General features: G+C 70.4%; 24 protein-coding genes, 1 tRNA gene and 1 riboswitch. Of the genes, 17 read left to right on the forward strand and 8 right to left on the reverse strand.

The features are described from left to right. Positions 1-177 precede the first annotated feature (177 nt). The 3 genes from ACFYZR_RS09180 to ACFYZR_RS09190 all read left to right on the forward strand — a co-directional run bounded on the left by ACFYZR_RS09180 (position 178) and on the right by ACFYZR_RS09190 (position 3,450). The gene (locus tag ACFYZR_RS09180) at positions 178-2,394 is read left to right on the forward strand and encodes a DEAD/DEAH box helicase (protein WP_391907186.1); all 2,217 of its coding nucleotides are present in this window, start codon (positions 178-180) and stop codon (positions 2,392-2,394) included. Between the two features lie 168 nt (positions 2,395-2,562). Then, positions 2,563-2,635: transfer RNA gene (locus ACFYZR_RS09185), tRNA-Lys, on the forward strand. Between the two features lie 392 nt (positions 2,636-3,027). Continuing rightward, positions 3,028-3,450, forward strand: coding sequence for a YjbQ family protein (locus ACFYZR_RS09190; protein WP_391907189.1), 423 nt, complete (start codon positions 3,028-3,030; stop codon positions 3,448-3,450). 21 nt (positions 3,451-3,471) lie between these two features. Here ACFYZR_RS09190 and ACFYZR_RS09195 read toward each other — a convergent pair whose 3' ends face one another. Next, positions 3,472-3,948: a DUF5994 family protein gene (locus ACFYZR_RS09195; RefSeq protein ID WP_391907191.1), complete on the reverse strand. Its 477-nt coding sequence runs from the start codon at positions 3,946-3,948 to the stop codon at positions 3,472-3,474. 310 nt (positions 3,949-4,258) lie between these two features. Between ACFYZR_RS09195 and ACFYZR_RS09200 the strand changes: the two genes are divergently transcribed. The 3 genes from ACFYZR_RS09200 to ACFYZR_RS09210 all read left to right on the forward strand — a co-directional run bounded on the left by ACFYZR_RS09200 (position 4,259) and on the right by ACFYZR_RS09210 (position 5,536). Further along, entirely contained in the window at positions 4,259-4,819 is a 561-nt protein-coding gene (locus ACFYZR_RS09200) for a DUF5994 family protein (protein ID WP_391907193.1), read from the forward strand. Positions 4,820-4,907: 88 nt separating this feature from the next. Continuing rightward, positions 4,908-5,192, forward strand: a complete 285-nt coding sequence (locus ACFYZR_RS09205; RefSeq protein ID WP_189455805.1) for a hypothetical protein — start codon at positions 4,908-4,910, stop codon at positions 5,190-5,192. 95 nt (positions 5,193-5,287) lie between these two features. Continuing rightward, a complete protein-coding gene (locus ACFYZR_RS09210; RefSeq protein ID WP_126914869.1) occupies positions 5,288-5,536 on the forward strand; it encodes a hypothetical protein in 249 nt (82 codons plus the stop codon). A gap of 568 nt (positions 5,537-6,104) precedes the next feature. Here ACFYZR_RS09210 and tuf read toward each other — a convergent pair. Continuing rightward, positions 6,105-7,298, reverse strand: coding sequence for an elongation factor Tu (gene tuf, locus ACFYZR_RS09215; RefSeq protein WP_391907197.1), 1,194 nt, complete (start codon positions 7,296-7,298; stop codon positions 6,105-6,107). 396 nt (positions 7,299-7,694) lie between these two features. Here tuf and ACFYZR_RS09220 point away from each other — a divergent pair, with 396 nt between their 5' ends. The 9 genes from ACFYZR_RS09220 (at position 7,695) to ACFYZR_RS09260 (ending at position 18,753) form a co-directional block, all read left to right on the forward strand. Beyond that, positions 7,695-9,131 carry an MFS transporter gene (locus tag ACFYZR_RS09220; RefSeq protein WP_391907200.1) on the forward strand — a complete coding sequence of 479 codons (1,437 nt, stop codon included), beginning with the start codon at positions 7,695-7,697 and terminating at the stop codon, positions 9,129-9,131. 218 nt (positions 9,132-9,349) lie between these two features. Beyond that, entirely contained in the window at positions 9,350-10,189 is an 840-nt protein-coding gene (locus ACFYZR_RS09225; protein WP_391907203.1) for a DUF6227 family protein, read from the forward strand. A gap of 197 nt (positions 10,190-10,386) precedes the next feature. Then, complete coding sequence (locus ACFYZR_RS09230) at positions 10,387-10,590, forward strand: cold-shock protein (RefSeq protein ID WP_086571010.1); 204 nt, start codon at positions 10,387-10,389, stop codon at positions 10,588-10,590. A gap of 208 nt (positions 10,591-10,798) precedes the next feature. Continuing rightward, a complete protein-coding gene (locus ACFYZR_RS09235; protein WP_391907207.1) occupies positions 10,799-12,481 on the forward strand; it encodes a DEAD/DEAH box helicase in 1,683 nt (560 codons plus the stop codon). 209 nt (positions 12,482-12,690) lie between these two features. After that, on the forward strand, positions 12,691-13,917 hold the full coding sequence (locus ACFYZR_RS09240) for a PP2C family protein-serine/threonine phosphatase (RefSeq protein WP_391907210.1): 1,227 nt from the start codon (positions 12,691-12,693) through the stop codon (positions 13,915-13,917). Between the two features lie 139 nt (positions 13,918-14,056). Beyond that, positions 14,057-14,192, forward strand: a riboswitch (cyclic di-AMP (ydaO/yuaA leader). Positions 14,193-14,203: 11 nt separating this feature from the next. Then, positions 14,204-15,421: a M23 family metallopeptidase gene (locus ACFYZR_RS09245; RefSeq protein WP_391907213.1), complete on the forward strand. Its 1,218-nt coding sequence runs from the start codon at positions 14,204-14,206 to the stop codon at positions 15,419-15,421. Between the two features lie 148 nt (positions 15,422-15,569). Continuing rightward, on the forward strand, positions 15,570-17,042 hold the full coding sequence (locus tag ACFYZR_RS09250) for an MFS transporter (protein ID WP_391907215.1): 1,473 nt from the start codon (positions 15,570-15,572) through the stop codon (positions 17,040-17,042). 53 nt (positions 17,043-17,095) lie between these two features. Further along, positions 17,096-18,034, forward strand: coding sequence for an aldo/keto reductase (locus tag ACFYZR_RS09255; protein ID WP_391907218.1), 939 nt, complete (start codon positions 17,096-17,098; stop codon positions 18,032-18,034). 77 nt (positions 18,035-18,111) lie between these two features. After that, a complete protein-coding gene (locus ACFYZR_RS09260) occupies positions 18,112-18,753 on the forward strand; it encodes a disulfide bond formation protein DsbA (RefSeq protein WP_391907221.1) in 642 nt (213 codons plus the stop codon). Positions 18,754-18,808: 55 nt separating this feature from the next. On the opposite strand, the gene ACFYZR_RS09265 is transcribed toward ACFYZR_RS09260, so the two are convergent. Next, entirely contained in the window at positions 18,809-19,114 is a 306-nt protein-coding gene (locus ACFYZR_RS09265; protein ID WP_391907223.1) for a hypothetical protein, read from the reverse strand. An 88-nt stretch (positions 19,115-19,202) separates the two neighbouring features. On the opposite strand from ACFYZR_RS09265, the gene ACFYZR_RS09270 reads away from it, so the two are divergent. Continuing rightward, positions 19,203-20,222, forward strand: a complete 1,020-nt coding sequence (locus ACFYZR_RS09270) for a methyltransferase (protein ID WP_391907225.1) — start codon at positions 19,203-19,205, stop codon at positions 20,220-20,222. A gap of 35 nt (positions 20,223-20,257) precedes the next feature. Here ACFYZR_RS09270 and ACFYZR_RS09275 read toward each other — a convergent pair whose 3' ends face one another. Together ACFYZR_RS09275 and ACFYZR_RS09280 are read right to left on the reverse strand one after the other, a co-directional pair. Next, entirely contained in the window at positions 20,258-20,869 is a 612-nt protein-coding gene (locus ACFYZR_RS09275) for a hypothetical protein (RefSeq protein WP_391907228.1), read from the reverse strand. 92 nt (positions 20,870-20,961) lie between these two features. Then, positions 20,962-21,210 carry a hypothetical protein gene (locus tag ACFYZR_RS09280; protein WP_391907230.1) on the reverse strand — a complete coding sequence of 83 codons (249 nt, stop codon included), beginning with the start codon at positions 21,208-21,210 and terminating at the stop codon, positions 20,962-20,964. A gap of 561 nt (positions 21,211-21,771) precedes the next feature. Between ACFYZR_RS09280 and ACFYZR_RS09285 the strand changes: the two genes are divergently transcribed. After that, positions 21,772-22,176 (forward strand): VOC family protein, encoded by a 405-nt coding sequence (locus ACFYZR_RS09285; protein WP_391907233.1) that lies wholly within the window; start codon positions 21,772-21,774, stop codon positions 22,174-22,176. Position 22,177: 1 nt separating this feature from the next. Here ACFYZR_RS09285 and ACFYZR_RS09290 read toward each other — a convergent pair whose 3' ends face one another. The 3 genes from ACFYZR_RS09290 to ACFYZR_RS09300 all read right to left on the reverse strand — a co-directional run bounded on the left by ACFYZR_RS09290 (position 22,178) and on the right by ACFYZR_RS09300 (position 24,657). Beyond that, on the reverse strand, positions 22,178-22,873 hold the full coding sequence (locus tag ACFYZR_RS09290; protein ID WP_391907236.1) for a DUF6597 domain-containing transcriptional factor: 696 nt from the start codon (positions 22,871-22,873) through the stop codon (positions 22,178-22,180). Between the two features lie 31 nt (positions 22,874-22,904). After that, on the reverse strand, positions 22,905-23,771 hold the full coding sequence (locus ACFYZR_RS09295) for a hypothetical protein (protein WP_391907239.1): 867 nt from the start codon (positions 23,769-23,771) through the stop codon (positions 22,905-22,907). A 721-nt stretch (positions 23,772-24,492) separates the two neighbouring features. After that, positions 24,493-24,657, reverse strand: a complete 165-nt coding sequence (locus ACFYZR_RS09300) for a hypothetical protein (RefSeq protein ID WP_391907242.1) — start codon at positions 24,655-24,657, stop codon at positions 24,493-24,495. Positions 24,658-24,956 lie beyond the last annotated feature (299 nt).

Consider the following 24,956-nt stretch of genomic DNA (forward strand, 5'->3'; position numbering starts at 1 on the left):
CGCCGGTGGGTGCGTATGGTGGTAGATCGTTTGATCCCATTTGCCCGGCGCCTCGCAGAAGCGCGCCGTGTGGCGCGTTCCTTACCTTGCCGTGGCTGACCGCATCGAGGCGGTCATTTGTGAAGCCGACACGGAGCTTGGGCGCGTGCCGAAACTCCGGAAGGTTTCGCATTTCGCATGTCCATTTCCACTGACACCACCACCATGCCCGAGGCCGTCGAGCCGGCCGAGATCGCCGAGATCGCGGACACGGCCGTGGACACCACCGAGGCCGTCGAGGCCGCTGAGCCCGCCGAGCCCCAGATCACCTTCGGTGACCTGGGCCTGGACGACGCGATCGTCCGCAAGCTCGCCCAGAACGGCGTCACCACGCCCTTCCCGATCCAGGCCGCGACCATCCCGGACGCCCTGGCCGGCAAGGACATCCTCGGCCGTGGCCGCACCGGCTCCGGCAAGACCCTTTCCTTCGGTCTGCCGCTGCTGTCGACCCTCGCGGGCGGCCACACCGAGAAGAAGCGCCCCCGCGGCCTGATCCTCACCCCGACCCGTGAGCTGGCGATGCAGGTCGCCGACGCCCTCCAGCCGTACGGCGACGTCCTCGGCCTGAAGATGAAGGTCGTCTGCGGCGGTACGTCCATGGGCAACCAGATCTACGCCCTGGAGCGCGGTGTCGACATCCTCGTCGCCACCCCGGGCCGTCTGCGCGACATCATCAACCGTGGTGCCGCCTCCCTCGACAAGGTCCAGGTCGCCGTCCTCGACGAGGCCGACCAGATGGCCGACATGGGCTTCCTGCCCGAGGTCACCGAGATCCTCGACCTGGTGCCGTCCGGCGGTCAGCGCCTGCTGTTCTCCGCGACGCTGGAGAACGAGATCGACACCCTCGTCAAGCGCTACCTGGTCAGCCCGGTCACGCACGAGGTCGACCCCTCCGCGGGTGCCGTCTCGACCATGACCCACCACGTCCTCGTCGTGAAGCCGAAGGACAAGGCCCCGGTCACGGCGGCCATCGCCGCCCGCAAGGGCCGCACGATCATCTTCGTCCGCACCCAGATGGGCGCCGACCGCGTCGCCGAGCAGCTGCTCGACGCCGGTGTCCGCGCGGACGCGCTGCACGGCGGCATGACCCAGGGCGCCCGTACCCGCGTCCTGGAGGACTTCAAGGCCGGCCGGGTGAACGTCCTGGTCGCCACCGACGTGGCCGCCCGAGGCATCCACGTCGACGGCATCGACCTGGTCCTCAACGTCGACCCCGCCGGTGACCACAAGGACTACCTCCACCGCTCCGGCCGTACGGCCCGCGCCGGCCAGTCCGGCACGGTCGTCTCCCTGGCCCTGCCGCACCAGCGCAAGCAGATCTTCCGCCTGATGGAGGACGCGGGCGTCGACGCCTCGCGCCACATCGTCGGCGGTGCCGGCGTCTTCGACGAGGACGTCGCCCGGATCACCGGCGCCCGTTCCCTCACCGAGGTCCAGGCCGACTCCGCGGCCAACGCCGCCAAGCAGGCCGAGCGCGAGCTGCGGGACCTGACCCGCGAGCTCGAGCGCGCCCAGCGCCGTGCGACGGAGCTCCGCGAGGAGGCCGACCGCCTGGTGGCCCGCGCCGCCCGTGAGCGCGGCGAGGACCCGGAGGCCGCCCTCGCCGCCGCTGCCGAGGAGGTCAAGGCCGAGGCCGAGGCCGCCAAGGCGGAGGAGGCAGCCATCCCGGCGCAGTCCGCTCCCGCCCAGGAGCGCCGCGACGAGCGGGGCAACTTCGAGCGCCGTGGCGGCGGCTTCCGTCGTGACGACCGTGACGAGCGCGGTGGCGACCGTGGCGGCTTCCGCCGTGACGACCGCCGTGACGGTGACCGTGGTGGTTTCCGCCGCGACGACCGTCCGTCGTTCCGTCGTGACGACCGTGACGAGCGCGGTGGCGACCGTGGCGGCTTCCGCCGCGACGACCGCCGCGATGGCGACCGTGGTGGTTTCCGTCGTGACGACCGCCCGTCCGGTGGCTTCCGCCGTGACGACCGTCGTGACGACCGCCGTGACGGTGACCGTGGTGGCTTCCGTCGTGACGACCGTCCGTCGTTCCGTCGTGACGACCGTGACGAGCGCGGTGGCGACCGTGGCGGCTTCCGCCGCGACGACCGCCGCGATGGCGACCGCGGTGGCTTCCGTCGTGACGATCGCCCCTCCGGTGGCTTCCGCCGCGACGACCGCCCCTCCGGTGGCTACCGTTCCGCCGGTGGCGACCGCCCGTTCAACCGCGACCGTCGTGACGACCGCCCCTCCGGCGGCTTCCGCTCCGGCGGCGGCGACCGCCCCTACGGCCGTCGTGACGACCACCGTGGCGCCGGCGCCGGCTCCTTCGACCGCCGCACCGACAAGCCGCGCTGGAAGCGCAACGGCTGATCGAGCGATCGGTCCAATGGCTGGTCTCCACAGCTGAACTGAGGGCCCGTACGGCATTCACGCCGTACGGGCCCTCGGCCGTCCGGAGCCGTTTCCGGACATCCGCGCGAAGTCCAGGGCCATAACGACTCGGGCATCCACGGTCGGCCGGGCTATGCTGCGGTGTGCGGGCCGTTAGCTCAATTGGCAGAGCAGTGGACTTTTAATCCATTGGTTGTGGGTTCGAGTCCCACACGGCCTACCGCTCGATGAGGTCACCGCACCACCGGTGACCTGCATCTTTTCGCCCCGGCTGGGCTTCTCCAGCCGGGGCGCAGGCGTGGAGGTCCCCGCCGCCATGGATCAAAGCAGCACCCGCGTGACGTGGGTCACGCGGGTTGATCGGGGGCAGTCCGGCCGAGCGATCGCAGCCGCGCTGCCGTCTGGCTTCGGATCGGACTCGTAGGGCGTCCAGCCGTCCTGTACGAGCTCCTTGGCCACCGTTGGACCGGCACCGACGCCGGCCGCGTGGGGGAGCTACGAGCCGTCAGCCGGCGGCGCGGTGTACCTGTGGGGGATGGGCCGACCGGAATCCCCGCGGAACAACCCGTCCAGCCGTCAACGCTGTTCCCGAACAGCGGGTACTGGTGAACCATGACCGGCACCTTCACCACCCGCACTGTCGACGTGACAACCGGCTCCGCCGAGACCATGCACGACCTGACGAACGCGTGCGCCGTGTTCCTCCGGGAGGTCGCTCACGGGCGGGATGGGCTGCTGAACGTCTTCACCCCGCACGCGACGTCCGGTCTGGCGGTCATCGAGACTGGCGCGGGTAGCGGCAACGACCTGTTGGCGGCCCTCCGTGAGGTTCTTCCCGCGGACGACCGTTGGCGGGAACGTCACGGTGATGCGGGCCCCGGGCGCGGCCACATGCTCCCGGCTCTGGTTCCGCCGCACGCCACGCTGCCTGTGATCGGTGGTGGGCTGGGGTTGGGGACCTCGCAGTCCGTCGTTCTGGTGACCACCGATCGGGGCGGCCCCGACCGCCAGGTCCGGCTGTCCTTCCTCGGCTGACCCGAGCCGTCGCCTCGACGTTCAGGTCCGCGGGGTGCTGCCCGTGTCGATGAGGATCTGTTCGGCCCGGGTGATGTTGCCGGCCTGTACGGATCTGGCCATCGCGGCACGTGCCGCGTCGGGCGTGGCGTCGGGCGGGACCACCAGCAGGGCGAAGTGGTCGTTCTCGCCCCGGGTGATGAGGACCGTGTCGTCACCGACCGGGGAGGAATCGATGCGCACGACCCGGTCCTCGATGATCAGCCGGGTCGGGAGCTCTTCCCAGGCGCTCGCGTCCAGGCCGACGCGTGTGATGGGGCCGAGGTGCTCGGTCAGGGCGGTGATCAGGCCGGGAAGCTCGGCACCGATGTCGCGGGAGCGTGGCCACCACGCGCCGTCCAGGATTCCCCCGCGCTCCCGTGTCGTCTCCAGCCGCAGGAGGGCCGTCCCGGGTTTCACGGCGTGGTGGATCGCGTCCGGCAGAAGTCCGGGGAGGCGTGGGGTGTCGGAATCGGCCATGGCCTGCTCGCCTGTCTCCGAGGAATCGGCGTGTCCGTTCGTCGTCCGGGGTGCGTCGTGCGTCGCACTCACCGGGCGAGCCACCCGCCGCAATCCCACCGTACTCCGCAGGCCCGTGGTGGGCTCGCCCACTCGACCGCGCACACCCGTGATCCCGGAAATCGCCCGGTTGCGCATGGTCTGCGAACCGCCTGCCGGAGTAGGGTGAAGAAACCGGGAAAACTTCGTACACCGGCCTCCATGCGGGTGTCGTTCCCGGTGAGTCACAACGCCGGGCAGTCGACGACGGGCCCGGGGGCAGGTTCGCATCATGGCTGTCACCACCGACCGTAGGCCCACCGACGGGCACGCCCCTTCGCCGCCCGCCCGCCTGTCCCTGACGCCGGGGACGGCGCCGGGCCTGCTGGACGGTGCCTGGTGGCCCCGCTCTCGCGACCTCTCCCGCGAGCTCCCCGCACTGGCGGAGAGGCTGGACCACTCCTGGGGGCGGGTCACGCGCGTCTCGGTGAATCCGGCCTTCTGGCCCGTGATCCCGCGCAAGGTTCCCGTCGGCGGACACACCGTGCACGTGGGGTGGTTCACCAATGAGCAGGACCCGCACAAGCTCCTGCTGTTCTCCTACTCCGCGGACCGCCTGGACCTGCTGATCATCCCGCCGGAGACCGAGCCGGCCGCGGCCGGCCGGCTGATGTCCGCCGCGACCACTCCCGGAAGCCTCCTCACCGCGAGCCGGCTGATGGAGGACGAACGAGAGGCCGAGGACGCGACGCAGTCACGGGACCGCGAAGAGGAGTGGGAGACAGAGGGTGGGACCGCGCCGCCACCGGCCGGGAACCCGACCGGGCCTCCGTGCTCCGCCCAAGGGACATGAGGGCCGTGGAGACCGCTGTCACAGCCGCCACGAGCAACCGCACGGGGACCGCGGGCGACTCCGCCGCTTCTCCGGCGAGGAAGTGACCATGACGTCCGCACACACCACCCCCGTACCAGCGGAACCGGGGCCGCCGGCAGGGCGCGCCGACATCCGCATCACCGCCGCCTCCCCCGAGACCGCCCGTCGCGTCGCGGAAGTCCTCCGTCGCTGCTTCGATTCCACCGAGCAACGCAGTTATCCGGCCGGCCGCGAAGGCGGTACCCGGCTCCACCTCACTGTCGACACCACGCGTCCCGCCGAGCCCGCGCGATCCTGGCTGGCGACCAGCCGGAGCGTGGCGGCCGACCACCCGCAGGACGACGAAGCCTGACAGTCCGTGCATGCCCCTGCACATGCCCCCAGACGGTGGGTGCCGCGACCTTCTCCCGTAGGGCGAAGCTCGCGAAAGGACCGTACCGTTGGCCCATGAGCGTCTTCATCAAACTGGTGGAAAATCGCCCACCGAAGGAATACGCGAACGATCGTACGGCGGACATCTCCTACGACGACACCGTCGAGGGTAACGCCGAGATCAGTTACCAGTACGACGTACTTCCCGGCGGCATTCTGAGAATCCTGCGGGTCACAAGAGGAGAGGAAGCCGTCATCCATGCGGTCTACGCCCCGGGCCTGTGGTTCCGCGTCGAGGGCCTCTGCCGCGGCACTACGGAATAGTGGCCTCCCATGCGTGCGCTGCCGATCATGGACCTGTGTCGTTGTCCATCTCCTTCACGGACGGAGCAACGTGGCTCCCAGTTCCGTTGCGGGCGGGTCCGACTGGCACAAAGGCGCAGGTCAGTCAGCCCTCACAAAATGCGTGAGCAATGCGTGAGCGGTGCGTGCACGGACGCCCTTGGACAAGCTCGGACGAGCCTGTCTCAGCTGGACGCCACACCCGTGCTGACCTGCGCCGGAGTCGCTGAGCTGGATTACGGCTCGTCCTCCTGGACGATCTCCTCGGGACTTTTAATCCATTGGTTGTGGGTTCGAGTCCCACACGGCCTACCGCCGAGGCCCAGGTCAGACCGTTCTGACCTGGGCCTCGAGGCTTTTCCCCAGGCTTTCCCCCGGGTGGTTTCCCGCCGCCACGCCGCCTTGGGTCCGGTGTCCGGCCAGGGGCGGACGCTAGCGTGTCGATCGGGAACGGGGCCGCCGGTCCGGCTTCCAGGGTCCTCTGGCCAGCCCTTGGCGAAGTCCCGTTCCCACCCTTTCCTTCTCGTCGCCCCCCATCGACCGCGTGCCCCTAGGCCGTGATCTTGGTGACCTGGCCGGCGCCGACAGTGCGGCCGCCCTCGCGGATGGTGAAGCGCAGGCCCTCCTCCATGGCGACGGGCTGGATCAGGGACACGGACAACTCGGCGTTGTCGCCGGGCATGACCATCTCCGTGCCCTCCTTGAGGGTCACCACGCCCGTCACATCCGTGGTGCGGAAGTAGAACTGGGGGCGGTAGTTGTTGAAGAACGGGGTATGACGGCCGCCCTCGTCCTTGGAGAGGATGTAGGCCGTGGCCTCGAACTCCGTGTGCGGGGTGACCGAGCCCGGCTTGATGATGCACTGGCCGCGCTCGACGTCCTCGCGCTTGATGCCGCGGAGCAGCAGGCCGACGTTCTCGCCCGCCTGGCCCTCGTCGAGCAGCTTGCGGAACATCTCGATGCCGGTGACCGTGGTGGTGGTCTTCTCGGTCTTGATGCCGATGATGTCGACGGTCTCGTTGACCTTCAGGATGCCGCGCTCGATGCGGCCGGTGACGACGGTGCCGCGGCCGGTGATCGTGAAGACGTCCTCGATGGGCATCAGGAACGGCTTGTCGACGTCGCGCGCGGGCTGCGGGATGTTCTCGTCCACGGCGTCCATCAGGTCCTCGACGGACTTGACCCAGGTCGGGTCGCCCTCGAGCGCCTTCAGGGCGGAGATCTTGACGACCGGGGCGTCGTCGCCCGGGAACTCGTACTCGTTGAGGAGCTCACGGACCTCGAGCTCGACGAGCTCCAGGATCTCCTCGTCGTCCACCATGTCGGCCTTGTTCAGGGCGACGACGATGTACGGAACGCCGGACTGGCGGGCCAGGAGCACGTGCTCCTTGGTCTGCGGCATCGGACCGTCGGTCGCGGCGACCACGAGGATCGCGCCGTCCATCTGGGCGGCACCGGTGATCATGTTCTTGATGTAGTCCGCGTGACCCGGGCAGTCGACGTGGGCGTAGTGACGCGCCTCGGTCTGGTACTCGACGTGCGCGATGGAGATGGTGATACCGCGCTGACGCTCCTCCGGGGCCTTGTCGATGTCCTCGAACGGCGTGTACGGGTTCAGGTCCGGGAACTTGTCGTGGAGCACCTTGGTGATCGCCGCGGTAAGGGTGGTCTTGCCGTGGTCGACGTGACCGATGGTGCCGATGTTGACGTGCGGCTTTGTCCGCTCGAACTTCGCCTTCGCCACTGGGAAACCTCCAGTTCGCCTCAGCAGGACGAAGGAAGGCCGGCGGCCGCCGATCCCTCGCGTCCTGAAATGGTCCACATCGCGCTCGCGTGACGCTCGTGTCCGCCACGGCAGACCTTTGGATACGCGGAGCAATGCTCCCGTCACCCTATGTCGTCATGGCGTCATCTGGCGCGCGGCACGTCCTCGGATGGCCGAGCGCGCCCCCTGTCGTCCGCTTCCCGAGACGGCGGGCGAACAACGCCACACGTGCGGGTGGCGGCGCGACTGGACTGCTCCCGGTTTGACGGCGAATGCCCGGGAGGCGATCTGGACAGTCGCCCTACTGTGTGCGGCCACCGGAAGCGGATGTGCCGGAGGTAACACGTCATGAGTCATGGGCCAGAGGCATAGGCGATGAAGCACATACGCCTGTTGCGCTGCCGATCCGTGCGAGTGCTGTGGCTGTCGATGACCCTGTCCGTGCTGGGCGACCGGCTGTACGGGCTGGCCGCGATGTGGGTCGTGTACGAGGCGACGGGCTCGTCCTCCCGGACGGGCCTGGTGGCCGCCGTCGAGTCGCTCCCCTACATAGCCCTCGGCGGCGCCGGGTCCGTGATGGCCCGCTTCTCCCGCTGGCGCTCCCTGGCCTGGGTGGACGCCGGCCGGGCCGCCGTCGCGCTGGCCGTGCCGCTGTTCTGGTCGCCGGACACGACCGGCTTCCTCATCACACTGGCGCTCGTCCTGCTGCTCGGCACGCTCAGCGCGCTCTTCGACCCCAACTTCGGCGCACTGGTCCCCCAGCTGGTGTCGGTCGAGGAGCTGCCGCTGGTCAGCGGCCTGTTCGATCTGACGTCGAGGATCGCGGGGGTGGTCGGGCAGGGGAGCGTCGGGGTTCTCCTGCTGCTCGTGTCCGAGATCGAGCTGTTCGCCGTCGACGGCTGCACGTTCGTCGTCTCGGCCCTGGCCCTCGGCTGGCTCGGCCACCGCACGGCGACGGACGGCCCGCCGGCTGCCGGCCCGGCGCGCGGACCGGGGGGCGGCAGGACGGGCGCCGGGGCGGGTGCGGCGGCGGACGACGGGGCGGACGACGGGGCGGACGCCACGGCCGGGGACCGGGCCTGCGGACGCACCGGCCCGGTGGGCGGCGACCCGCCCGACGAGGCCTGCGGGCGTACGGGTCCGGTGGGCGGCGACCCGCCCACCGCCGGGCGGCGGCCGGCGAGCGTACGCGCCCGGTCCCTGCTCCGCCGCCACCCCCGGATCGCGATCGCGGTCGCCGTGCACGGCGTGGCCCTGTTCACCGCGGCGGTCTCGACCGTCGGCCTGCCCCCACTGCTCGTCTCCCGCTTCGGCCAGGGCGCCACCGGATACGGCCTGGCCCTCGCCGCCACGGCCGCCGGCGGACTCGCCGGGAACCTGCTCACCGGCCAGCTCGCCGGCCAGTTCGCCGGACGGCCGACCGATGCCGGCCCGTCCGCGCCCGCGGAGTCCTGGATCGCCACGTACTGCCTCGCCTGGGCGCTGTCCGGATTCGCACTGGCCGGACTGGGTGTGGCGGACTCCATGACGGCGGTGGTCGCCCTGTGCGTCGTCTCCGGCCTCCTCTTCCCCGTCTGCGCCGTGACCTTGCGCGCACACCTGATCCGCTTCGCCCCGGCCGAACGCCTCCGGCTCCTGACGATCGACCAGACGGTCACGCGGTCGGCCGGGATGGCCGGACTCCTCCTGCTGCCGCCCGTCGTGGACGCGGCCCCGGCCGGGGCGTTCGCGGGGGCGGGCGCCCTGCTGTCGGCGGCGGCACTGACGGGCTGGTGGCTGGGCGGCCGGACGACGGACGACCGTGCCCCATAAGGGGCGCGAGGCAGTGCCGTCATGCGGCTACCGCCGCGTGGGCGCGACCAGCCACGGACGGCCCGCAGCCGGGATCCGGCACCTCGCAGGGGCGACGAACGCAAGCGCGAGCGCCCCCGCCAGTTGGTGAAAACCCCGCCCCCGGCATGTGTTCACGCCGCTACGGTAAGTGCGCGGGACGGGCAGTAGTGGTGTGGCGAGGTCGGGAGGCGACGGGCATGGCGAAGACGCGAGCGGGCGGGGGCGAGGGCGAGAGCGGGCGGCACGGCGAGCCGGACGGCTCCACCGGCTCCGAGCCGACGCCCGCCGAGCAGGTGGCGGAGCTGCTGAAACGGGCCCAGAACGGCTTCGAGATCGGCGAGCCGCTCCTGGACCGGCTGCGTACGGCGCTGATGCACCAGACCGAGCTCCGCTCGTACCGTCAGCGCAACGACGGCCGGCGCCCCCTCCGGTGCAACACCTACCGGCACATCTTCCTGCTCGCCGACGGCAGCAGCCTCGTGCTCTTCGAGCTGGAGCACGACACGGGACCGCAGGAACGCTTTCTCTACGAGCTCTACACCGACGACGGCGCGCTCGACGCCGCCGAGCGCCGGGTGCACGACCGGATCGGCGGCGGGGGCATCGGACCGGGGAGCGAGTCCGAGGAGCTGCCCGCCTGGCTGGCGGAGGAGCTGCTCCTCGCGATGGGCCCGACGCGGCCCCGCCGGGAGTACGTCTCCGAGGCCTCGCCCGACCACGCCCGCAGGCTGCTGCGCCGCGCGGAGAACGCGGACGGGCCCGGGGAGGTCGTCCGCGAGCTGCTCCAGGGGGCGCTCGGCCACCACATCGCGCTGATCACCAAGCCCAGGCGCCGGGGCGCGGGCCGCGACGCCACCCCCTGGTGCCGCTTCTACGAGCACGCGTTCCTGCTGGAGGGCGGCGGCGAGGTCAGCCTCTGGGAGCTGGAGCACAACATGACGGCCGACGGACGGCTCGTCTGTGAGGTGTATCTCGACGAGGCGGAGGCCGAGGTGGCCGCCGACCGTCACGCCAGGGCGCAGGGCGTCGACTTATAGGGGCGCGGGCGGGGGTGGGGGAGGCGGCGAGGAAGAAGGCCATGGTCATGGCGGGTGGTCGTATGGTACGGTCGATCGAGTTGCAATTGTGGTACCCATGAACTTGTGTGCGCCTCGGTTCTGTAGCCGATGGCGCATTTTTGTTTTTGCCGGTCTGTTCCGGTCTGGGGACCCACCCCATCCAAAGGAGTAAGACTATGGCTACCGGCACCGTGAAGTGGTTCAACTCGGAAAAGGGCTTCGGCTTCATCGAGCAGGACGGCGGCGGCCCCGACGTCTTCGCCCACTACTCGAACATCGCCTCCAACGGCTTCCGTGAGCTCTTCGAGGGCCAGAAGGTCTCCTTCGACGTCACGCAGGGCCAGAAGGGCCTGCAGGCGGAGAACATCGTCAACATCTGACGAACCCGGCCGGATCCTTCCGGCCCAGCGTGACGCCACCGCGCGTCACGCGGCACAGCACGACAAAAGGCCCGCGCCACTGGGTGCGGGCCTTTTGCCGCCCGCGCCAGCGCGCCCAGGGCTCACGCCGGAACGTCCGTCCAGGGCCGCCCCGCGATACGAGGTCCCCGAACCGGGCGTGCCACCCCACTGAGGGAAGGTCCCCCGAATGACTCGTTCCGCACGCCCCGCCCGCTCCTCGGAGTCCCGCTCCGCCGACTCCGCCCGTTCCGGCCGTCCGGCGGGCCCCGCCCGTTCCGGCCGTCCCGCCCGTTCCCGTGGCGGACGTCAGCCCGAGCGTCGCCCCGCCGCCCCTCTCCAGGGTGAGTTCGAGACGCCCGTCAGCACGACGCCGGCCCTGCCGGCCGTCGACTCCTTCGCCGCGCTGGACATGCCCGGCGGTCTGCTCTCCACGCTGACCCGCGAGGGCGTCACCGAGCCCTTCCCGATCCAGGCGGCGACCCTCCCCAACTCGCTGGCCGGCCGTGACGTCCTCGGCCGCGGCCGTACGGGCTCGGGCAAGACCCTCGCCTTCGGCCTGGCGCTCCTGGCCCGTACGGCGGGGCGGCGCGCCGAGCCGAAGCGGCCGCTCGCGCTCGTCCTCGTGCCCACGCGGGAGCTGGCCCAGCAGGTCACCGACTCCCTCACCCCGTACGCGACCGCCGTCAATCTGCGGATGACCACGGTCGTCGGCGGCATGTCCATCGGCCGGCAGGCCCAGACCCTCGCCCGGGGCGCGGAGGTGCTCGTCGCGACGCCGGGACGGCTCGCGGACCTCATCCAGCGCGGTGACTGCGCGCTGCGCGACGTGGCGATCACGGTCCTGGACGAGGCCGACCAGATGGCCGACATGGGCTTCCTGCCGCAGGTCACCAAGCTGCTGGAGCAGGTCGCCCCGGGCGGTCAGCGGATGCTGTTCTCCGCGACCCTGGACCGCAACGTCGACCGGCTGGTCCGCCGCTTCCTCACCGACCCGGTGACGCACTCCGTCGACGCCTCGGTGGGCGCGGTGGTGACCATGGACCACCACCTGTTCCACGTCACCGACCAGGACAAGAAGGACGCCGTCAGCCGGGTCGCGGCCCGCGCCGGGCGCGTGATCATGTTCGTGGACACCAAGCGCGGCGCCGACCGGCTGGTGAAGAAGCTGCTGTCCCAGGGCGTCCGGGCCGCCGCGCTGCACGGCGGCAAGAGCCAGCCGCAGCGCAACCGGGTGCTGGACCAGTTCCGCACCGACCAGGTCACCGCGCTGATCGCGACGAACGTCGCCGCGCGCGGCATCCACATCGAGGGTCTCGACCTCGTCGTCAACATCGACCCGCCGGTCGACCACAAGGACTACCTCCACCGCGGTGGCCGTACCGCTCGCGCGGGTGAGTCCGGCACGGTCGTCACGTTCGTGCTGCCCGAGCAGCGGCGCGAGATGAGCCGGATGATGACCACGGCCGAGATCACCCCGAACGTCATCAAGACCTACCCGACCGACCCCGAGCTGGCCCGTATCACCGGTGCCCGCGAGCCCAGCGGCGTCCCGGTCGTCATCGCGCCGCCGGCCCCGGCCCAGCCGCAGGGCGGCCAGGGCGGCCAGGGCGGCCAGGGCGACAAGGCCAAGCCGTCGCGCTCGCGCGGTTCCCGCTCCCGCTCCGGCTCGCGTTCCGGTTCGGGTGCCGGTGCGGCCGCTGGCTCCGGCTCCGGTGCGGGCAACGGCGGCGGCCGTCCGTTCCGCGGCTTCGGCGGCAACGGCGGCGATGGCTCCCGGCGCTCGGGCGGCACCCGTCCGGGCAACGCGGTCGGCGGCCGTTCGCGCCGAGGCGGCGGTGGCGGCGGCGGTCGCCGCCCTGCCGCGTCCTGAGGCTCCGAAGTCCTGAGGCCCTGAGGCCCTGAGGCCCTGAGGCCCTGAGGCCCTGAGGCCCTGAGGCCCTGAAGTCTTGAAGTCTTGAAGTCTTGAGACCCTGACCGGGCCGGCGTTCCCGAACGGCTCAACCCCGTTCGCCGCTCCGCATCCCAGCCGCAAAGGTGGGATGCGGAGCAAGGAACGTCGGCCGGTCAGGAGAACACACGGTGGGGAAGCGAGACGGGCCGCTGCCCGGACCGGATCCGCTCTGCGAGCCGCTCCCCGGGCGGGCGACGGCCGTCGCAGCCCGCTGTCTCGCCCGTTGTCTCCCCGCCGCCGTCATCGCCGGCGGCATCGCATTCGACGTCCTCACGCCCCCCAAGTACTCCTCCGCCCCCTTCTTCGTCTCCGCGCCCCTCGTCGCCGCCCCGCTCCTCTCCCTCTTCGCCACCCTGCTCACGGCGGCCGTGGCCCTGGCGGCGATGGTCGCGCTCTCCCTCGCGCGGCAGGCGCCGGAGATGGGCGAGTCGGTGACCGAGGTCGTCACCGTCCTGATCGTCGGGGTGCTCGCCCTGGGCATCAACCGCGTCGTACGGCGCGGCAATCTCCGGCTGGCGTCCGTGCGGAGCGTCGCGGAGGCCGCCCAGCGGGCCGTGCTGCCCACGCCCCCGGCCCGGATCGGCGGACTCCGCGTGGCCGCGCGCTATGTCGCCGCGCAGGCCGACGCCCGGATCGGCGGCGACCTCTACGCGGTGCAGGACACCCCGCACGGCGTCCGCGTCATCGTCGGCGACGTACGGGGCAAGGGACTCGGCGCGGTGGAGGCGGTCGCGATCCTGATCGGCGCGTTCCGGGAGGCGGCGGAGCAGGAGCGCACGCTGGAGGGGCTGGCGGTACGGCTGGAGCGTGCGCTGCGACGGGAGGGCGCACGGCGCGCGAACGTCGATCAGGCCGAGGGGTTCACCACCGCCGTCCTGGCCGAGGTCCAGCCGGGCGCGGGCGCCCTGCGCATCGTCAACCGCGGCCATCCGCCCCCGCTCCTGCTCCATCCCGACGGCACCGTGGGGGACACCCACCCCCGAGCGCCCGCCCTGCCGCTGGGGATGGAGGACCTGGGTGTGTGGCCGGACCGGGTGGAGGAGTGGGAGTTCCCGGTGGGGGCGACGTTGCTGCTGTTTACCGACGGGGTCACCGAGGCCAGGGACTCGGCCGGGACGTTCTATGACCCCCGGCCACGGCTGCACGGCAAGCAGTTCCGCAGCCCCGACGCCCTGCTGGACTCCCTCACGGCGGATGTGTCCCGGCACGCGGGCGGGCGTACGGACGACGACATGGCCCTGCTCGCCATCCGGCGGATCGACGGCAGGCTCCGTACCGCGCCCATCACCCACAAACGTCCCCAGGTCACCGCCCGTACCGTGCGCCTGCAATCCCCTCAGATCCATAACGACTGACGAACTATCAGAAGTAAGCGCCTTATAAAGCGCCCCAACGCGCCTGCTGGATTCACCCTTTCGGCTTGGAATCCAGCCGCTCTGTCTATTAACGTTCGATAACGCAGCGCGGTCGTTGCAGCCGTCGCAAGGGCGGTGCCGTGCGCCTTCGCCGAATCCCGTGGGCGGAACCGGGGAACCATCTTTTGGGGTGAATCGGGCCTGCACACCGGCCCGTAGGGGACCTTCCTTCTCCGAACCCGACAGCTAACCCGGTAGGCGAACAGGAAGGAAAGGAGTCGCCTTCGTGGCGTCCAACAGGTCCGACAGCTCCGCGTTCGACGGCAGTTCGTACGACCCTCCGTTCGTTCCCGCCTACGTTCCCCCCTACGAGCCGGATCCGACTCCTGAGGCCCCCGGTGCCCCTACGCCCCGGTCGGCGGCCGACGAGTGGGTCCCCGGCGAGGACCACCCGGCGGCGCCCGTCCGCGGCCGGCACCGCGTCGTCAAGCCGCGCGGCGGCACGATGGCGCGCAGCGGGGCGGTGCTCGGCGCCGGAATGATCGCGGCGGTCGGGGCGGGCGGCATGGCCAGCGCCCAGGACCGTCCGCAGGCCTCCATATCCATGCCGGACCTCACCCAGAGCATCCCGGTCGTCGGCGCGTTCATGGCCGGCGGCCACGAGCAGGGTCAGCACGAGCAGGGTCAGGGCGGACAGCAGGCTGCCGAGGCGCGGCAGGCCCCGGTCGAGACGGTACGTACCGTGCGCGACACCGCCGACGCCGGCGAGGTGCTGCGGGCCCGCATCCTCCAGCAGGCCGAGCACCAGCAGGGCGCCGCCGAGGCCGAGGCGCAGGCGCGCGTCGCCCAGGCCGCGGCCGAGCAGCACCGCAAGGCGGCGGCGGAGAAGGCCGCGGCGGAGCGGGAGGCGGCCGAGCGCGAGGCGGCGGACGCGAAGGCGGCGACGTACGAGGCCGCGCAGCGGGAGGCGCGGGAGGCACGGGAGGCGGCGGATGGCGGCACCGCGACGGCTGAGGCGGCGGGGACGACAGGCGCCGGCTCTTCCAGTTCATCCGACTCGTCAGGCTCGTCAGGCTCGTCCGGCTCCGCGCACCGTGGCACCGGCGGTGGACCCTTCACCCTCCCCGTGGCCTCGTACACCCTCACCGCCGGCTTCGGCCAGGCGGGAAACATGTGGTCCGCGAACCACACCGGCGAGGACTTCGCCGCTCCCACCGGCAGCCCGGTGAAGGCGGTCGGCGGGGGCACCGTCACCCAGGCGGGCTGGGCGGGCGCGTACGGCTACCGCATCGTGCTGACGCTCGACGACGGGACCGAGGTCTGGTACTGCCACCTGTCGTCGATGGTGGTCACGTCGGGCAAGGTCGGCGCGGGCACGGTCATCGGCCGGGTCGGCGCGACCGGCAATGTCACCGGGCCGCATCTGCACCTGGAGGTACGGCCGGGTGGTGGCGCGCCGGTGGACCCGCTGTCGTGGCTGCGGGGCAGAGGCCTGGAGCCGTAGCCGCGAGCTGCGAGCCGCGAGCCGCGAGCCGCGAGCCGCGAGCCGCAAGCCGCAAGCCGGACAGGCCAATCAGGTCATAGCGGCCGGAGAAACCTCCGATATCGGATATCCCGGGAATGTTCTGTGAGCGATCGGGAAATCAGATGACGTGACGACCACCGCGACGATCACCACGTCCGTGCCCGCCCGCCTGGACCGGCTGCCCTGGTCCCGGTGGCATTGGACCGTGGTGATCGGTCTCGGCACGGTCTGGGTCCTGGACGGCCTGGAGGTCACGGTCGTCGGCAATATCGCCGGCCGGCTCTCCGAGCAGGGCAGCGGCCTGCCGATCACTTCCGGCGGAGTGACGGGAGTGGCGGCCGCGCTCTATGTGGCGGGCGCCTGTTCCGGGGCGCTCTTCTTCGGCCGGCTGACGGATCTCTTCGGCCGTAAAAGACTCTTCATGGTCACGCTCGCGGTCTATCTGGCCGCGACGGCACTGACCGCGCTCTCGTACTCGTCCTGGTGGTTCTTCACCTTCCGCTTCGTGACGGGTTTCGGCATCGGCGGCGAGTACGCGGCGATCAACTCCGCCATCGACGAACTGATCCCGGCCGCCTACCGCGGCCGTGTCGACCTCATCATCAACGGCAGCTTCTGGCTGGGTGCCATCGCGGGCTCATTGCTGTCGGTCCTGATGCTCGACACCAGCATCTTCGCCAAGGCCGTCGGCTGGCGGCTGACCTTCGGACTGGGCGTGATCCTGGGGCTGGTCATCCTGCTCGTACGCCGTCATGTGCCGGAGAGTCCGCGCTGGCTGTTCATCCACGGCAGGGCGGAGGAGGCCGAACGGCTCGTCACGTCGATCGAGAAGCGCGTCGTGGCGGAGAAAGGCGTTCCCCTCCCGCCCGCCAAAGGGCGGTTCACCATCCGTCAGCGCGAGAGCTTCGGATTCCGTGACATCGCCCGTACGGTCTTCTCCGACTACCGGCGCCGGGCCGCCCTGGGCCTCGCCCTCTTCATCGGCCAGGCGTTCCTCTACAACGCGATCACCTTCGGTTTCGGCGCCATCCTCACCCGTTTCTTCGGCGTCTCCACATCCCGCACCGGCTATTTCTTCGCCGTCATAGCGGTGGGGAACTTCCTCGGCCCGCTCTTCCTGGGCAAGCTCTTCGACACCCTCGGCCGGCGCATCATGATCTCCTCGACATACCTCCTGGCCGGGGTCCTGCTGTTCGGCACCGCCTGGCTGTTCGGCGCCGGGCACCTGAACGCCGTCACCCTCACCGCCTGCTGGGCGGTGGTCCTCTTCTTCGCCTCGGCGGGCGCCAGCAGCGCCTACCTCACCGTCTCCGAGATCTTCCCGATGGAGACCCGGGCCATGGCCATCGCCTTCTTCTACGCGGTGGGCACGGCGGCGGGCGGCATCAGCGGCCCGCTCCTCTTCTCGGCCCTCACCCAGAGCGGCGTCGTGGGCGACACGGTCGTGGCCTTCTGCCTCGGCGCGACGCTGATGTGCGTGGGCGGAGTGGTGGCCGCGTTCCTGGCCGTACGGGCGGAGGGCCGCTCGCTGGAGGACATCGCGACACCCCTGTCCGTCCACCCTCCCGATCCCCTGCCGGCACCGGCGCCCGCGGAATAACGGGCCCGGCAGGGGAGTTGAACCTTCGCATGGCTGAGAACACGTCTGACAACATGCATCGCACGAGTATCGGCAGTCTCTCCGTCCACCCCCTGAACCTGGGCGGAAACGTCTTCGGCTGGACGGCCGACGAGAAGCAGTCCTTCGCGGTCCTCGACACCTACGCCGAGGCCGGCGGCAACTTCATCGACACGGCGGACGTCTACTCCGCCTGGGTGCCCGGCAACCAGGGCGGCGAGTCCGAGACGATCATCGGGAACTGGCTCGCCGAGCGCGGCAACCGGGACGCGATCGTCGTCGCCACCAAGATCGGCAACGGCGTCCCCGAGCACCGCGGCCTGGCCCCCGCGACCGTCAAGGCCGACGTCGAGGCGTCCCTGCGCCGCCTCCGCACGGACCGCATCGATCTGCTCTACACCCACGTGGACGACGATTCGGTCCCGGTCGAGGAGATCATCACGACCCTGGACGGCCTGGTGAAGGAGGGCAAGGTCCGCGAGATCGCGGCCTCCAACATCACGGCGGAGCGGCTGCGCGCCTCCCTGGACTTCTCCGACGCCGCCGGCCTGGCCAAGTACGTGGCGATCCAGCCCCACTACAACCTGGTCTCGCGCGACACCTACGAGGGCGAACTCGCCTCCGTGGCCGCCGAGCACGGCCTGGCCGCGATCCCGTACTTCGCGCTGGCCTCGGGCTTCCTCACCGGCAAGTACCGTCCGGGCACGACGGTGGACAGCGCGCGTGCGGGCGGCGCGGCGCACTACCTGGAGACGGAGCGGGGCGTGCGCGTGCTCGCCGCCCTCGACGAGGTGGCCGCGGCCCACGACGCCGAGCTCGCGACCGTGGCCCTGGCCTGGCTCGCGGCCCAGCCGACGGTGGCGACGCCGCTGGCCAGCGCCCGTACGGTGGAGCAGCTGCCGCCGCTGCTGGCGGTGGCGGACCTGAAGCTCACGGGGGAGGAGTTGGCGAAGCTGACGGGGGCGTCGGCGTAGGGACTTGGGATTGGCCCATGACCGCGGGCATCAAATGGACCAACGCGGCGGGACAAAGACTCCATAGGCTCGCGGTCATGACAAACACGATGACCAACCCCACGACCACCACCACGCCCAACAAAGTCGACTTCTACTTCGACCCCATCTGCCCCTTCGCCTGGATCACGTCCCGCTGGATCCTGGAGGTGGAGCGGCAGCGCGACCTCGACCTGCGTTTCCGCGTGATGAGCCTGTCCGTGCTCAACGAGGGCCGCGAGGACCTGCCCGAGCGCTACCGCCGGCTCATGGACACCGGCTGGGGCCCGGTCCGGGTGTGCATGGCGGCGGCCCAGGAACACGGCGAACACGTGCTCCGGGACCTCTACACAGCGCTGGGCACCCGTATCCACACCGCCGACCGGGAGGCCACCGCTGAGGTAATCCGCGAGGCCCTGGCCGAGGCGGGCCTCCCGCCGTCACTGGCGGACGCGGCGCACACGACGGACTACGACGAGGCGCTGCGCAAGAGCCACCACGAGGGCATGGACCCGGTCGGTGAGGAGGTGGGCACGCCGACGCTGCACATCGACGGCGTGGCCTTCTTCGGCCCGGTGCTGACGGCGATACCGCGGGGCGAGGACGCGGTGAGGATCTTCGACGGGGTGCGCCTGCTGGCGAGCTACCCGAAGTTCTTCGAACTGAAGCGCACGAGGACGGGGGATCTGGACTTCAGCTGAGCCCCGAAGGGGCGCGGGGAACTGCGCGACCAGCCACGACGCACCAGCAGAACGCTCACCGGCGGCTGCAACCCCGCTCCACAACCCAGGAAGCAAGCGCGACGGCCCCGGCGACCCCGAACACGGACGGCCAAGCCCCGACCTTCTTGGCAAGCGGATGCGACCCGGCGAAGGCGGCGACGTAGAGCCCACTGAGCCCGGCGGCGGCACCCGCTCCGGCCGTCTCCTTCCACTGCTTGGCGGCGAGAGCCCCGGCGGCGGCGAGGGCCACTCCACCGAGGGGCCGCTGCTTGGTCCACCGCGCGACGCCATAGCCGCCGATGAGACCGCCGGCGGCCACCAGGGACGTAGGAACTGCCACAGCAACAACCTCCGCATCAAGGGATCTCGTCCTAAAGCTAACGCTGGAGGAAGAGGAATTGTCCGCCGCCCTGGGCATGAATCGCTGAGTGACCGATGAAGCGAGCGCGGCCGGCGCTGCCCGGATCATTGAGGAATCCCTGGGCTTCCTCTACCCCGCCGCCCTGCGCGCTGCGGCCGCCGTGGGCGTGGCGGACCACCTGGCCGACGGCCCGCGCACGGCACAGGACCTGGCGGCGGCGACGGGCGCCGACGCCCGTAACCTCGGCCGCGTGCTACGCCTCCTGGCCACCCGGGGCCTGTTCGAGGAGGACGCGCAGGGCCGTTTCCACCTCACGGCGGCAGGCGACGCCCTCCGCACCGACGCCCCCGTGTCCGTCCGCTCGGCGGTCCTGATGAACACCGACCGGACGATGTGGCTGCCGGCAGGCGAGATGACCAGATGCCTGGAGGACGGCACGTCGGCCTTCGCCGCCATCTTCGGCATGCCGTTCTTCGACTACTTCGCCCAGGACGCGAAGACCGCAGCTGTCTTCCACGAGGGCATGGCCGCCATGTCGGACCCCGAGAACCAGCCCATCGCGGACGCGTACGACTTCCCGCCCCGGGCCACGGTCGTCGACGTGGGCGGAGGCCACGGCGGCCTCCTGCTGTCCGTCCTGCGTGCCCACCCCGACCTCCGGGGCACCCTCTTCGACCAGCCCCACGTCCTGGCCGGCCACCGCCTCGACACCCCGGACCTCGCCGACCATTGGACCCTGACGGAAGGCGACTTCTTCACCTCGGTCCCACCAGGCGACATCCACATCCTCAAACGCATCCTCCACGACTGGGAGGACGATCAGTCCGTCACCATCCTCCGCAACTGCCGCCGCACGCTGGCGCCGGGCGGCCGAGTCCTGGTCATCGACGCGGTCATCCCCCCGGGCAACGCCCCGCACCAGGCGAAGACGCTGGACCTGCTGCTGATGGCGTCGTTGGTGGGCCGCGAACGCACGGAGCGGGAATTCGAGGCCCTCTTCACGGAAGCGGGCCTACGCCTGACCCGGGTGATCCCGACGGGAACGGTCCTGTCGATCGTGGAGGGCGTGGCGGTGGTGGACGCATAGGGGGGCACCCCGAACACCTACGACTACGACTACGACTACGACCGGAACCCTATGATCCCGAACCCCGGCCGGGCCTCGGCGTGCCCCAGCCACCCGATGACGTCCATGACCGCCTCGACGACCTCGGGCTCCAGCGGCGGCGCGTGCCCCTTGCGCTTGGTCTCCTCGAACTGCTCCAGAGCCTTGGCGCACTGCTCCGGGGTCCACTCCCCACACCCCGGCGCCTCATACGGCCGCGGCAGGGGATCAGGGAAGCTGCTGTAGCTGAACTCCTCCACAGAAACCGCCGTGATCCCGAGGGCCCGCAGCCCGTCGTCGACCACCGACAGCCAACTGCCCCGGAAGGGGCAGAAGGAGGAGTTGTCGAGGAAGGAACCGGTGAGGTCGCACAGCCGTTTGTACGCGTACCCGTACTGGAAGGCGTGCCCCTCATCCCCACTGAACGGCCCACCGTTGACGACGGCTTCCAACGCCTCGTACGCCGTGGGCGCGCCGTCCTTTATCGCATGCGAGAACCAGTCGTCAGCATGCGCCAGGTCGTCCGCGAAGTTGTCGCGGATGACCTGCAACAGCCCCTCATCACGCGAACCGACCAGGGCACGCGTCTTGGCAGGGTCCAGCAGATACACACTCAGTCCCGAACTCATGTCCCTGAACCTAGCGGTGACCACTGACAACGCGGCCTGCGCGAGGAGCGGGCGTCGTGGGGCCCGAGTAGGGGCTGGGCCGACGCGTCACGTCACGACAACTGCGTGAACGCCAGGGAAGCGGCCAAGGCCAGGGCGACCGTGCCCAACAGCGAGAAGTACCACGTCGGAAGCTCGGACCTCGTCTTCCTGAGCAGAATCCCGGCCGCGGGAATCAGGATCGCCAGAATCGCGAGGACGGTGACCAAGGTGCGCATCTCTATCCTGTTCAGGTGGGTACCGGTCAGCAGACGAATTGCGAGACTGGGGCGGAAAACGCCGGAACGGATAGACAAGAGCACTCAGCCCTCATCCATGCCTCAGCCAGAACACAAAGGCGAAGGCGGCCAGCAAGGAGAAGCCGACAGCCCCACCGGCTCCGGGTTTGCGCCGCGTGATCAGGCACCAGGTGAGGGTCCCGAGCGCTGGGATCCATCCGCATGCGTACAGGACCCAGCCGGCCAGTCTGGCTGTTTCACTTTTCCCGACGTTGAAGCAAATGAAGGCGGCCGTGATGAACAAGGCCGGTGAGCCCCAGAGGCTGTCGGAGACGGCTTGCTCCCTGCCGGAATCTCGCAAGCCGTCCCTCCACGTCGACGCTGAACGACCCCGGGTCGCGTCTTGCCGAATGTGTGACGAATCTATGTCGCGAGTGATCAAAGGGCAAGAAAGATAGAGGAGTTGGCCAATTCGGTCGATCGGTGTGGCTGCTTCTTGACGCCGCGCTGGGTTCGATCCGGCCGACGGGGAGCGGACAGGACAACTGAGCCGTACCCGGCCTTGGCTCCGGTGTAAGGTCGGTCGGCTCCTGAACGTCCGATTCCTTCAAGACCCGGCGTCCGCCCTCTCCCTACGCTCCGGGCATGAGCACCACACCAGCACCCGAATTCCACTCCATCGGCCTCGTCGTCTCCGACCTCACCGCGTCCCTCGCCTTCTACAGACGCCTCGGCATCGAGTTCCCTGACGGTTCCGAGGACCAGCCGCACGTAGAGGCCACTCTGCCGGGTGGGCTGCGCCTCCTCCTCGACCCGGAGAGCACCGTCCGCTCCTTCCACCCGTCGTGGCGTCCACCGACGGGCGGCAGCCGCATGGGTCTGGCATTCCGATGCGAGGGCCCTGAGCACGTCGACGCGGTGTACGAGGACCTGGTCGCCGCCGGATACCACGGTGAGCTGAAGCCGTGGGATGCCTTCTGGGGCCAGAGGTACGCCGTGGTGCACGACCCGGACGGCAACGGCGTCGACCTCTTCGCCCCTCTGGCGTGACCTACTGCCGCACCAGCCCGGACAGCGGCTCTCCCGCCAACTCCCGAACATCACGAGCCAGATGCGCCTGGTCGGCAAAGCCGGCCCGGGCGGCGGTCTCCGCGAAGGGCACACCGTCGCGGGCCAGCGCGAGGGCGCGTTGCAGACGGAGGATCCGGGCGAGGGTCTTGGGCCCGTAGCCGAACGCGTTCAGGGCAAGCCGATGGAGCCGCCGAGCACCGAGCCCCACCGACTCGGCGGTAGCCGCGACGGACCGGCCGGCCACGAGGGACGCCACGACCGCCCGCAGAAGCGGATCAGAAGGCGGCGCGTCGGCCGCGAGACGCAGCGCCAGATCCTCAAGAGCGGCGGCCGGATCGGGCGCCGCGTCGACTCGCTCCGCGAGTCGACGCACTTCGGCACCCGACCAGATGTCGGCGAGGTCCACACGACGATCCCGCAACTCATGCGCGGGCACACCGAGCAGGGCGGGGGCGGTACCGGGATGGAACCGCACCCCCGCCCAGGGACCACGCGCGCCGATACCAAGCCGGTACGCACGGGTATCAGGCCCGGCGACAAGAAGCCTGCCCTCGGTCCACAGCAGATCCATGCATCCATCGGGCAACACGGTCACGGCTTCGCCGCCCTCCGCGCCCCGCGTCCACACCACGGCGCGCGGCAGCCGGGAAGCGCGTTCTGCGTAGGTGAGGGACACGCCAAGAAGGCTACGCGGCGGGTTCCGCCCCTTATCGGCTCGTACGTGCCATGGCCCGCAGCTCCGACACGTACGCACGCACATCGACGGCCACCGGACCGGGCCCATCCGGGCGCGGGCTCTCGCCACGACAGCCGCGGCACAGACCACCGGGCAGGGCTTCGGGCCGTCCCGGTACGCCGCAGCCGGTGCACTCCATGACCCGACGCCGGGGCAGCGGCGACGACGGCTCCGGGGTGCTGGGCGTCTCGGGCGGCATCTTCTCGGTGAGCCTCGTACGGGTGAAGGCTCCGGGATGGTGAACGACGTCGGGGAGCCCGGCGGCGAGGGTGCGTACGAGGTCGTCGGGCGTGACCCCGCGCAGGAGCCATTCGTCAGCGAGCTCCTCGAGGGCGGAGCACTCGGCGGCGGAGAGGCCGAGCCGCGGCTCGGTACGGCCGAGGCGGACCAGAGCCTCATAGGCGGCGGAACGGGCGGGCCGGGCGGGACGCGGCGGCGCGTCCCGAGCGGGGGCTGGGGCAGAGGCGTCCTCCCCCTCCTCGAGAAACGCCTCCCACCAGGCATCATCGCGCGCGGTCCGGGAGAAGTACGAGCGGGTCACCCACTGCGTACGGCCTTCGCCGACGGTCTCCCGGATGCGCCGCAGGTGACCGGCGTCGGAGAGGTTGTTGAGGGCGGTCTGCACGGCCTGCTGCCCGTAGGCGGGGATCTGCTTGGCGAGGGTCTTGATGTCGACGGCGGCGCCGTCGGGAAGCCGGTCGATGTGGGAGGCGATGTACGCCTCACGGGCCGGGAGTTGCGCGAAGTCGTCGCGGGAGCGCGGGGCTTGGTCGGGCGCGGAACGCTTGCCGAAGCCGGACGCGGCCATGGGGACAGCGGTAAAGTTGGCGTCAGCCACGAGATCGCTCGTTTCGATCTAGGTGGTCAGACCCCGGCCCTGGTGTTGGCGCACCGGCCGGGGTCGTTTTGTTGCGCCGCACGCTACACGGCAACGACGGGCCGTGGCGACACGGTTGCGTAAAGTCATCCGCGTGTGCTCACGCGCGACTTGGGAGGGAGGGTGGGTTATCACCCACCACCCATTCCATGAACAGAGCGCTCGAATCCCGCCCCCCGAATCCCGAAGCTCAAGCGCCGGAGTCGGATCCCCTGGTCGTCGCTCCGCGACTGGGCCGATCGCCCCACCCGGAGCCCGGATCCCGAGCTTCGGCGCTGATCGGCGCGTACGCCGTCTCGACGCATTCGGTGTGGCCGGCTCTGCTGTGCGAGGACTTGAACCATGCTTCCCCCGGTGAAGCAGGAGGCACTTCCTGCGTCACATCTCCCTGAGCGCACGTGAGATGGGGGCGGAGGTTGCCGTTGCCTCCAATGACTCGTCGAGGGTCACTGACAGGCATGGAGGGCTTCCCGCACTCAGCAGGGCAAGCCCTCCTGCTGTCCCCAAGGAGGCCGAGGGCGTGGCGACGACTCTGTCTCACAGCGGCTGACCGGCCTCGACCGGACCGGCCTGGAGGCGGTGGCGTCGACGGAGGCGCTGACACGGAAGTGCGAGGAGGCACGGGCGAACGTGTGCGCCCCCTCGCACTCTCTCGGGGACACCCCACCGCGATGCGGTGGGGTCAGTTCTCCCGGGAGGCGGTGTCGAGGTCGCGGACCACGACGGCCTTCAGTCCGGCTCCGTGTGCGGAGATCGTGGTGCCGTTGGGGCCGTAGAGCACGGTGGCCGAGCCGACGTTGTTCGCGTCGCACTCCAGCTCAAGGACGACCTCACGGTTTGCGGCCATGCATGCTGCCTTTCTGTGGTAGCTGCAAAAAAAGTCTTTTGCGGCTTATGTCCAAATATTGGGCGGGATGGGGAGGGGGGTTCGGGTGGGTATTCTCCCGGGCTCGTCGACCCGTCGCTTCGGCTGCCGCACCCCCCTTTCTTCATCCCCCAGGGTGTGCGAGCAGGATCAACCATGCCATCATGATCGAGCGCGCGTGCGGTGTCCAGCCCGATGCAGAACGAATTTGCGAGTCGAGAAGGCCTGTATGTCCTGTTTTGGGAAGGTGTCGATTCATGAAAGTGAATCCGACTCCCTGT

The organism is Streptomyces sp. NPDC001678, assembly GCF_042892945.1.
Classification (GTDB): domain Bacteria; phylum Actinomycetota; class Actinomycetes; order Streptomycetales; family Streptomycetaceae; genus Streptomyces.

Bases quoted from the DNA above. Each gene is read 5' to 3' on its own strand.
- ACFYZR_RS09180 (WP_391907186.1), top strand. From the start codon at position 178: ATGTCCATTTCCACTGACACCACCACCATGCCCGAGGCCGTCGAGCCG.
- ACFYZR_RS09190 (WP_391907189.1), top strand. From the start codon at position 3,028: ATGACCGGCACCTTCACCACCCGCACTGTCGACGTGACAACCGGCTCC.
- ACFYZR_RS09195 (WP_391907191.1), bottom strand. From the start codon at position 3,948: ATGGCCGATTCCGACACCCCACGCCTCCCCGGACTTCTGCCGGACGCG.
- ACFYZR_RS09200 (WP_391907193.1), top strand. From the start codon at position 4,259: ATGGCTGTCACCACCGACCGTAGGCCCACCGACGGGCACGCCCCTTCG.
- ACFYZR_RS09205 (WP_189455805.1), top strand. From the start codon at position 4,908: ATGACGTCCGCACACACCACCCCCGTACCAGCGGAACCGGGGCCGCCG.
- ACFYZR_RS09210 (WP_126914869.1), top strand. From the start codon at position 5,288: ATGAGCGTCTTCATCAAACTGGTGGAAAATCGCCCACCGAAGGAATAC.
- ACFYZR_RS09220 (WP_391907200.1), top strand. From the start codon at position 7,695: ATGAAGCACATACGCCTGTTGCGCTGCCGATCCGTGCGAGTGCTGTGG.
- ACFYZR_RS09225 (WP_391907203.1), top strand. From the start codon at position 9,350: ATGGCGAAGACGCGAGCGGGCGGGGGCGAGGGCGAGAGCGGGCGGCAC.
- ACFYZR_RS09230 (WP_086571010.1), top strand. From the start codon at position 10,387: ATGGCTACCGGCACCGTGAAGTGGTTCAACTCGGAAAAGGGCTTCGGC.
- ACFYZR_RS09235 (WP_391907207.1), top strand. From the start codon at position 10,799: ATGACTCGTTCCGCACGCCCCGCCCGCTCCTCGGAGTCCCGCTCCGCC.
- ACFYZR_RS09255 (WP_391907218.1), top strand. From the start codon at position 17,096: ATGCATCGCACGAGTATCGGCAGTCTCTCCGTCCACCCCCTGAACCTG.
- ACFYZR_RS09260 (WP_391907221.1), top strand. From the start codon at position 18,112: ATGACAAACACGATGACCAACCCCACGACCACCACCACGCCCAACAAA.
- ACFYZR_RS09275 (WP_391907228.1), bottom strand. From the start codon at position 20,869: ATGAGTTCGGGACTGAGTGTGTATCTGCTGGACCCTGCCAAGACGCGT.
- ACFYZR_RS09285 (WP_391907233.1), top strand. From the start codon at position 21,772: ATGAGCACCACACCAGCACCCGAATTCCACTCCATCGGCCTCGTCGTC.
- ACFYZR_RS09300 (WP_391907242.1), bottom strand. From the start codon at position 24,657: ATGGCCGCAAACCGTGAGGTCGTCCTTGAGCTGGAGTGCGACGCGAAC.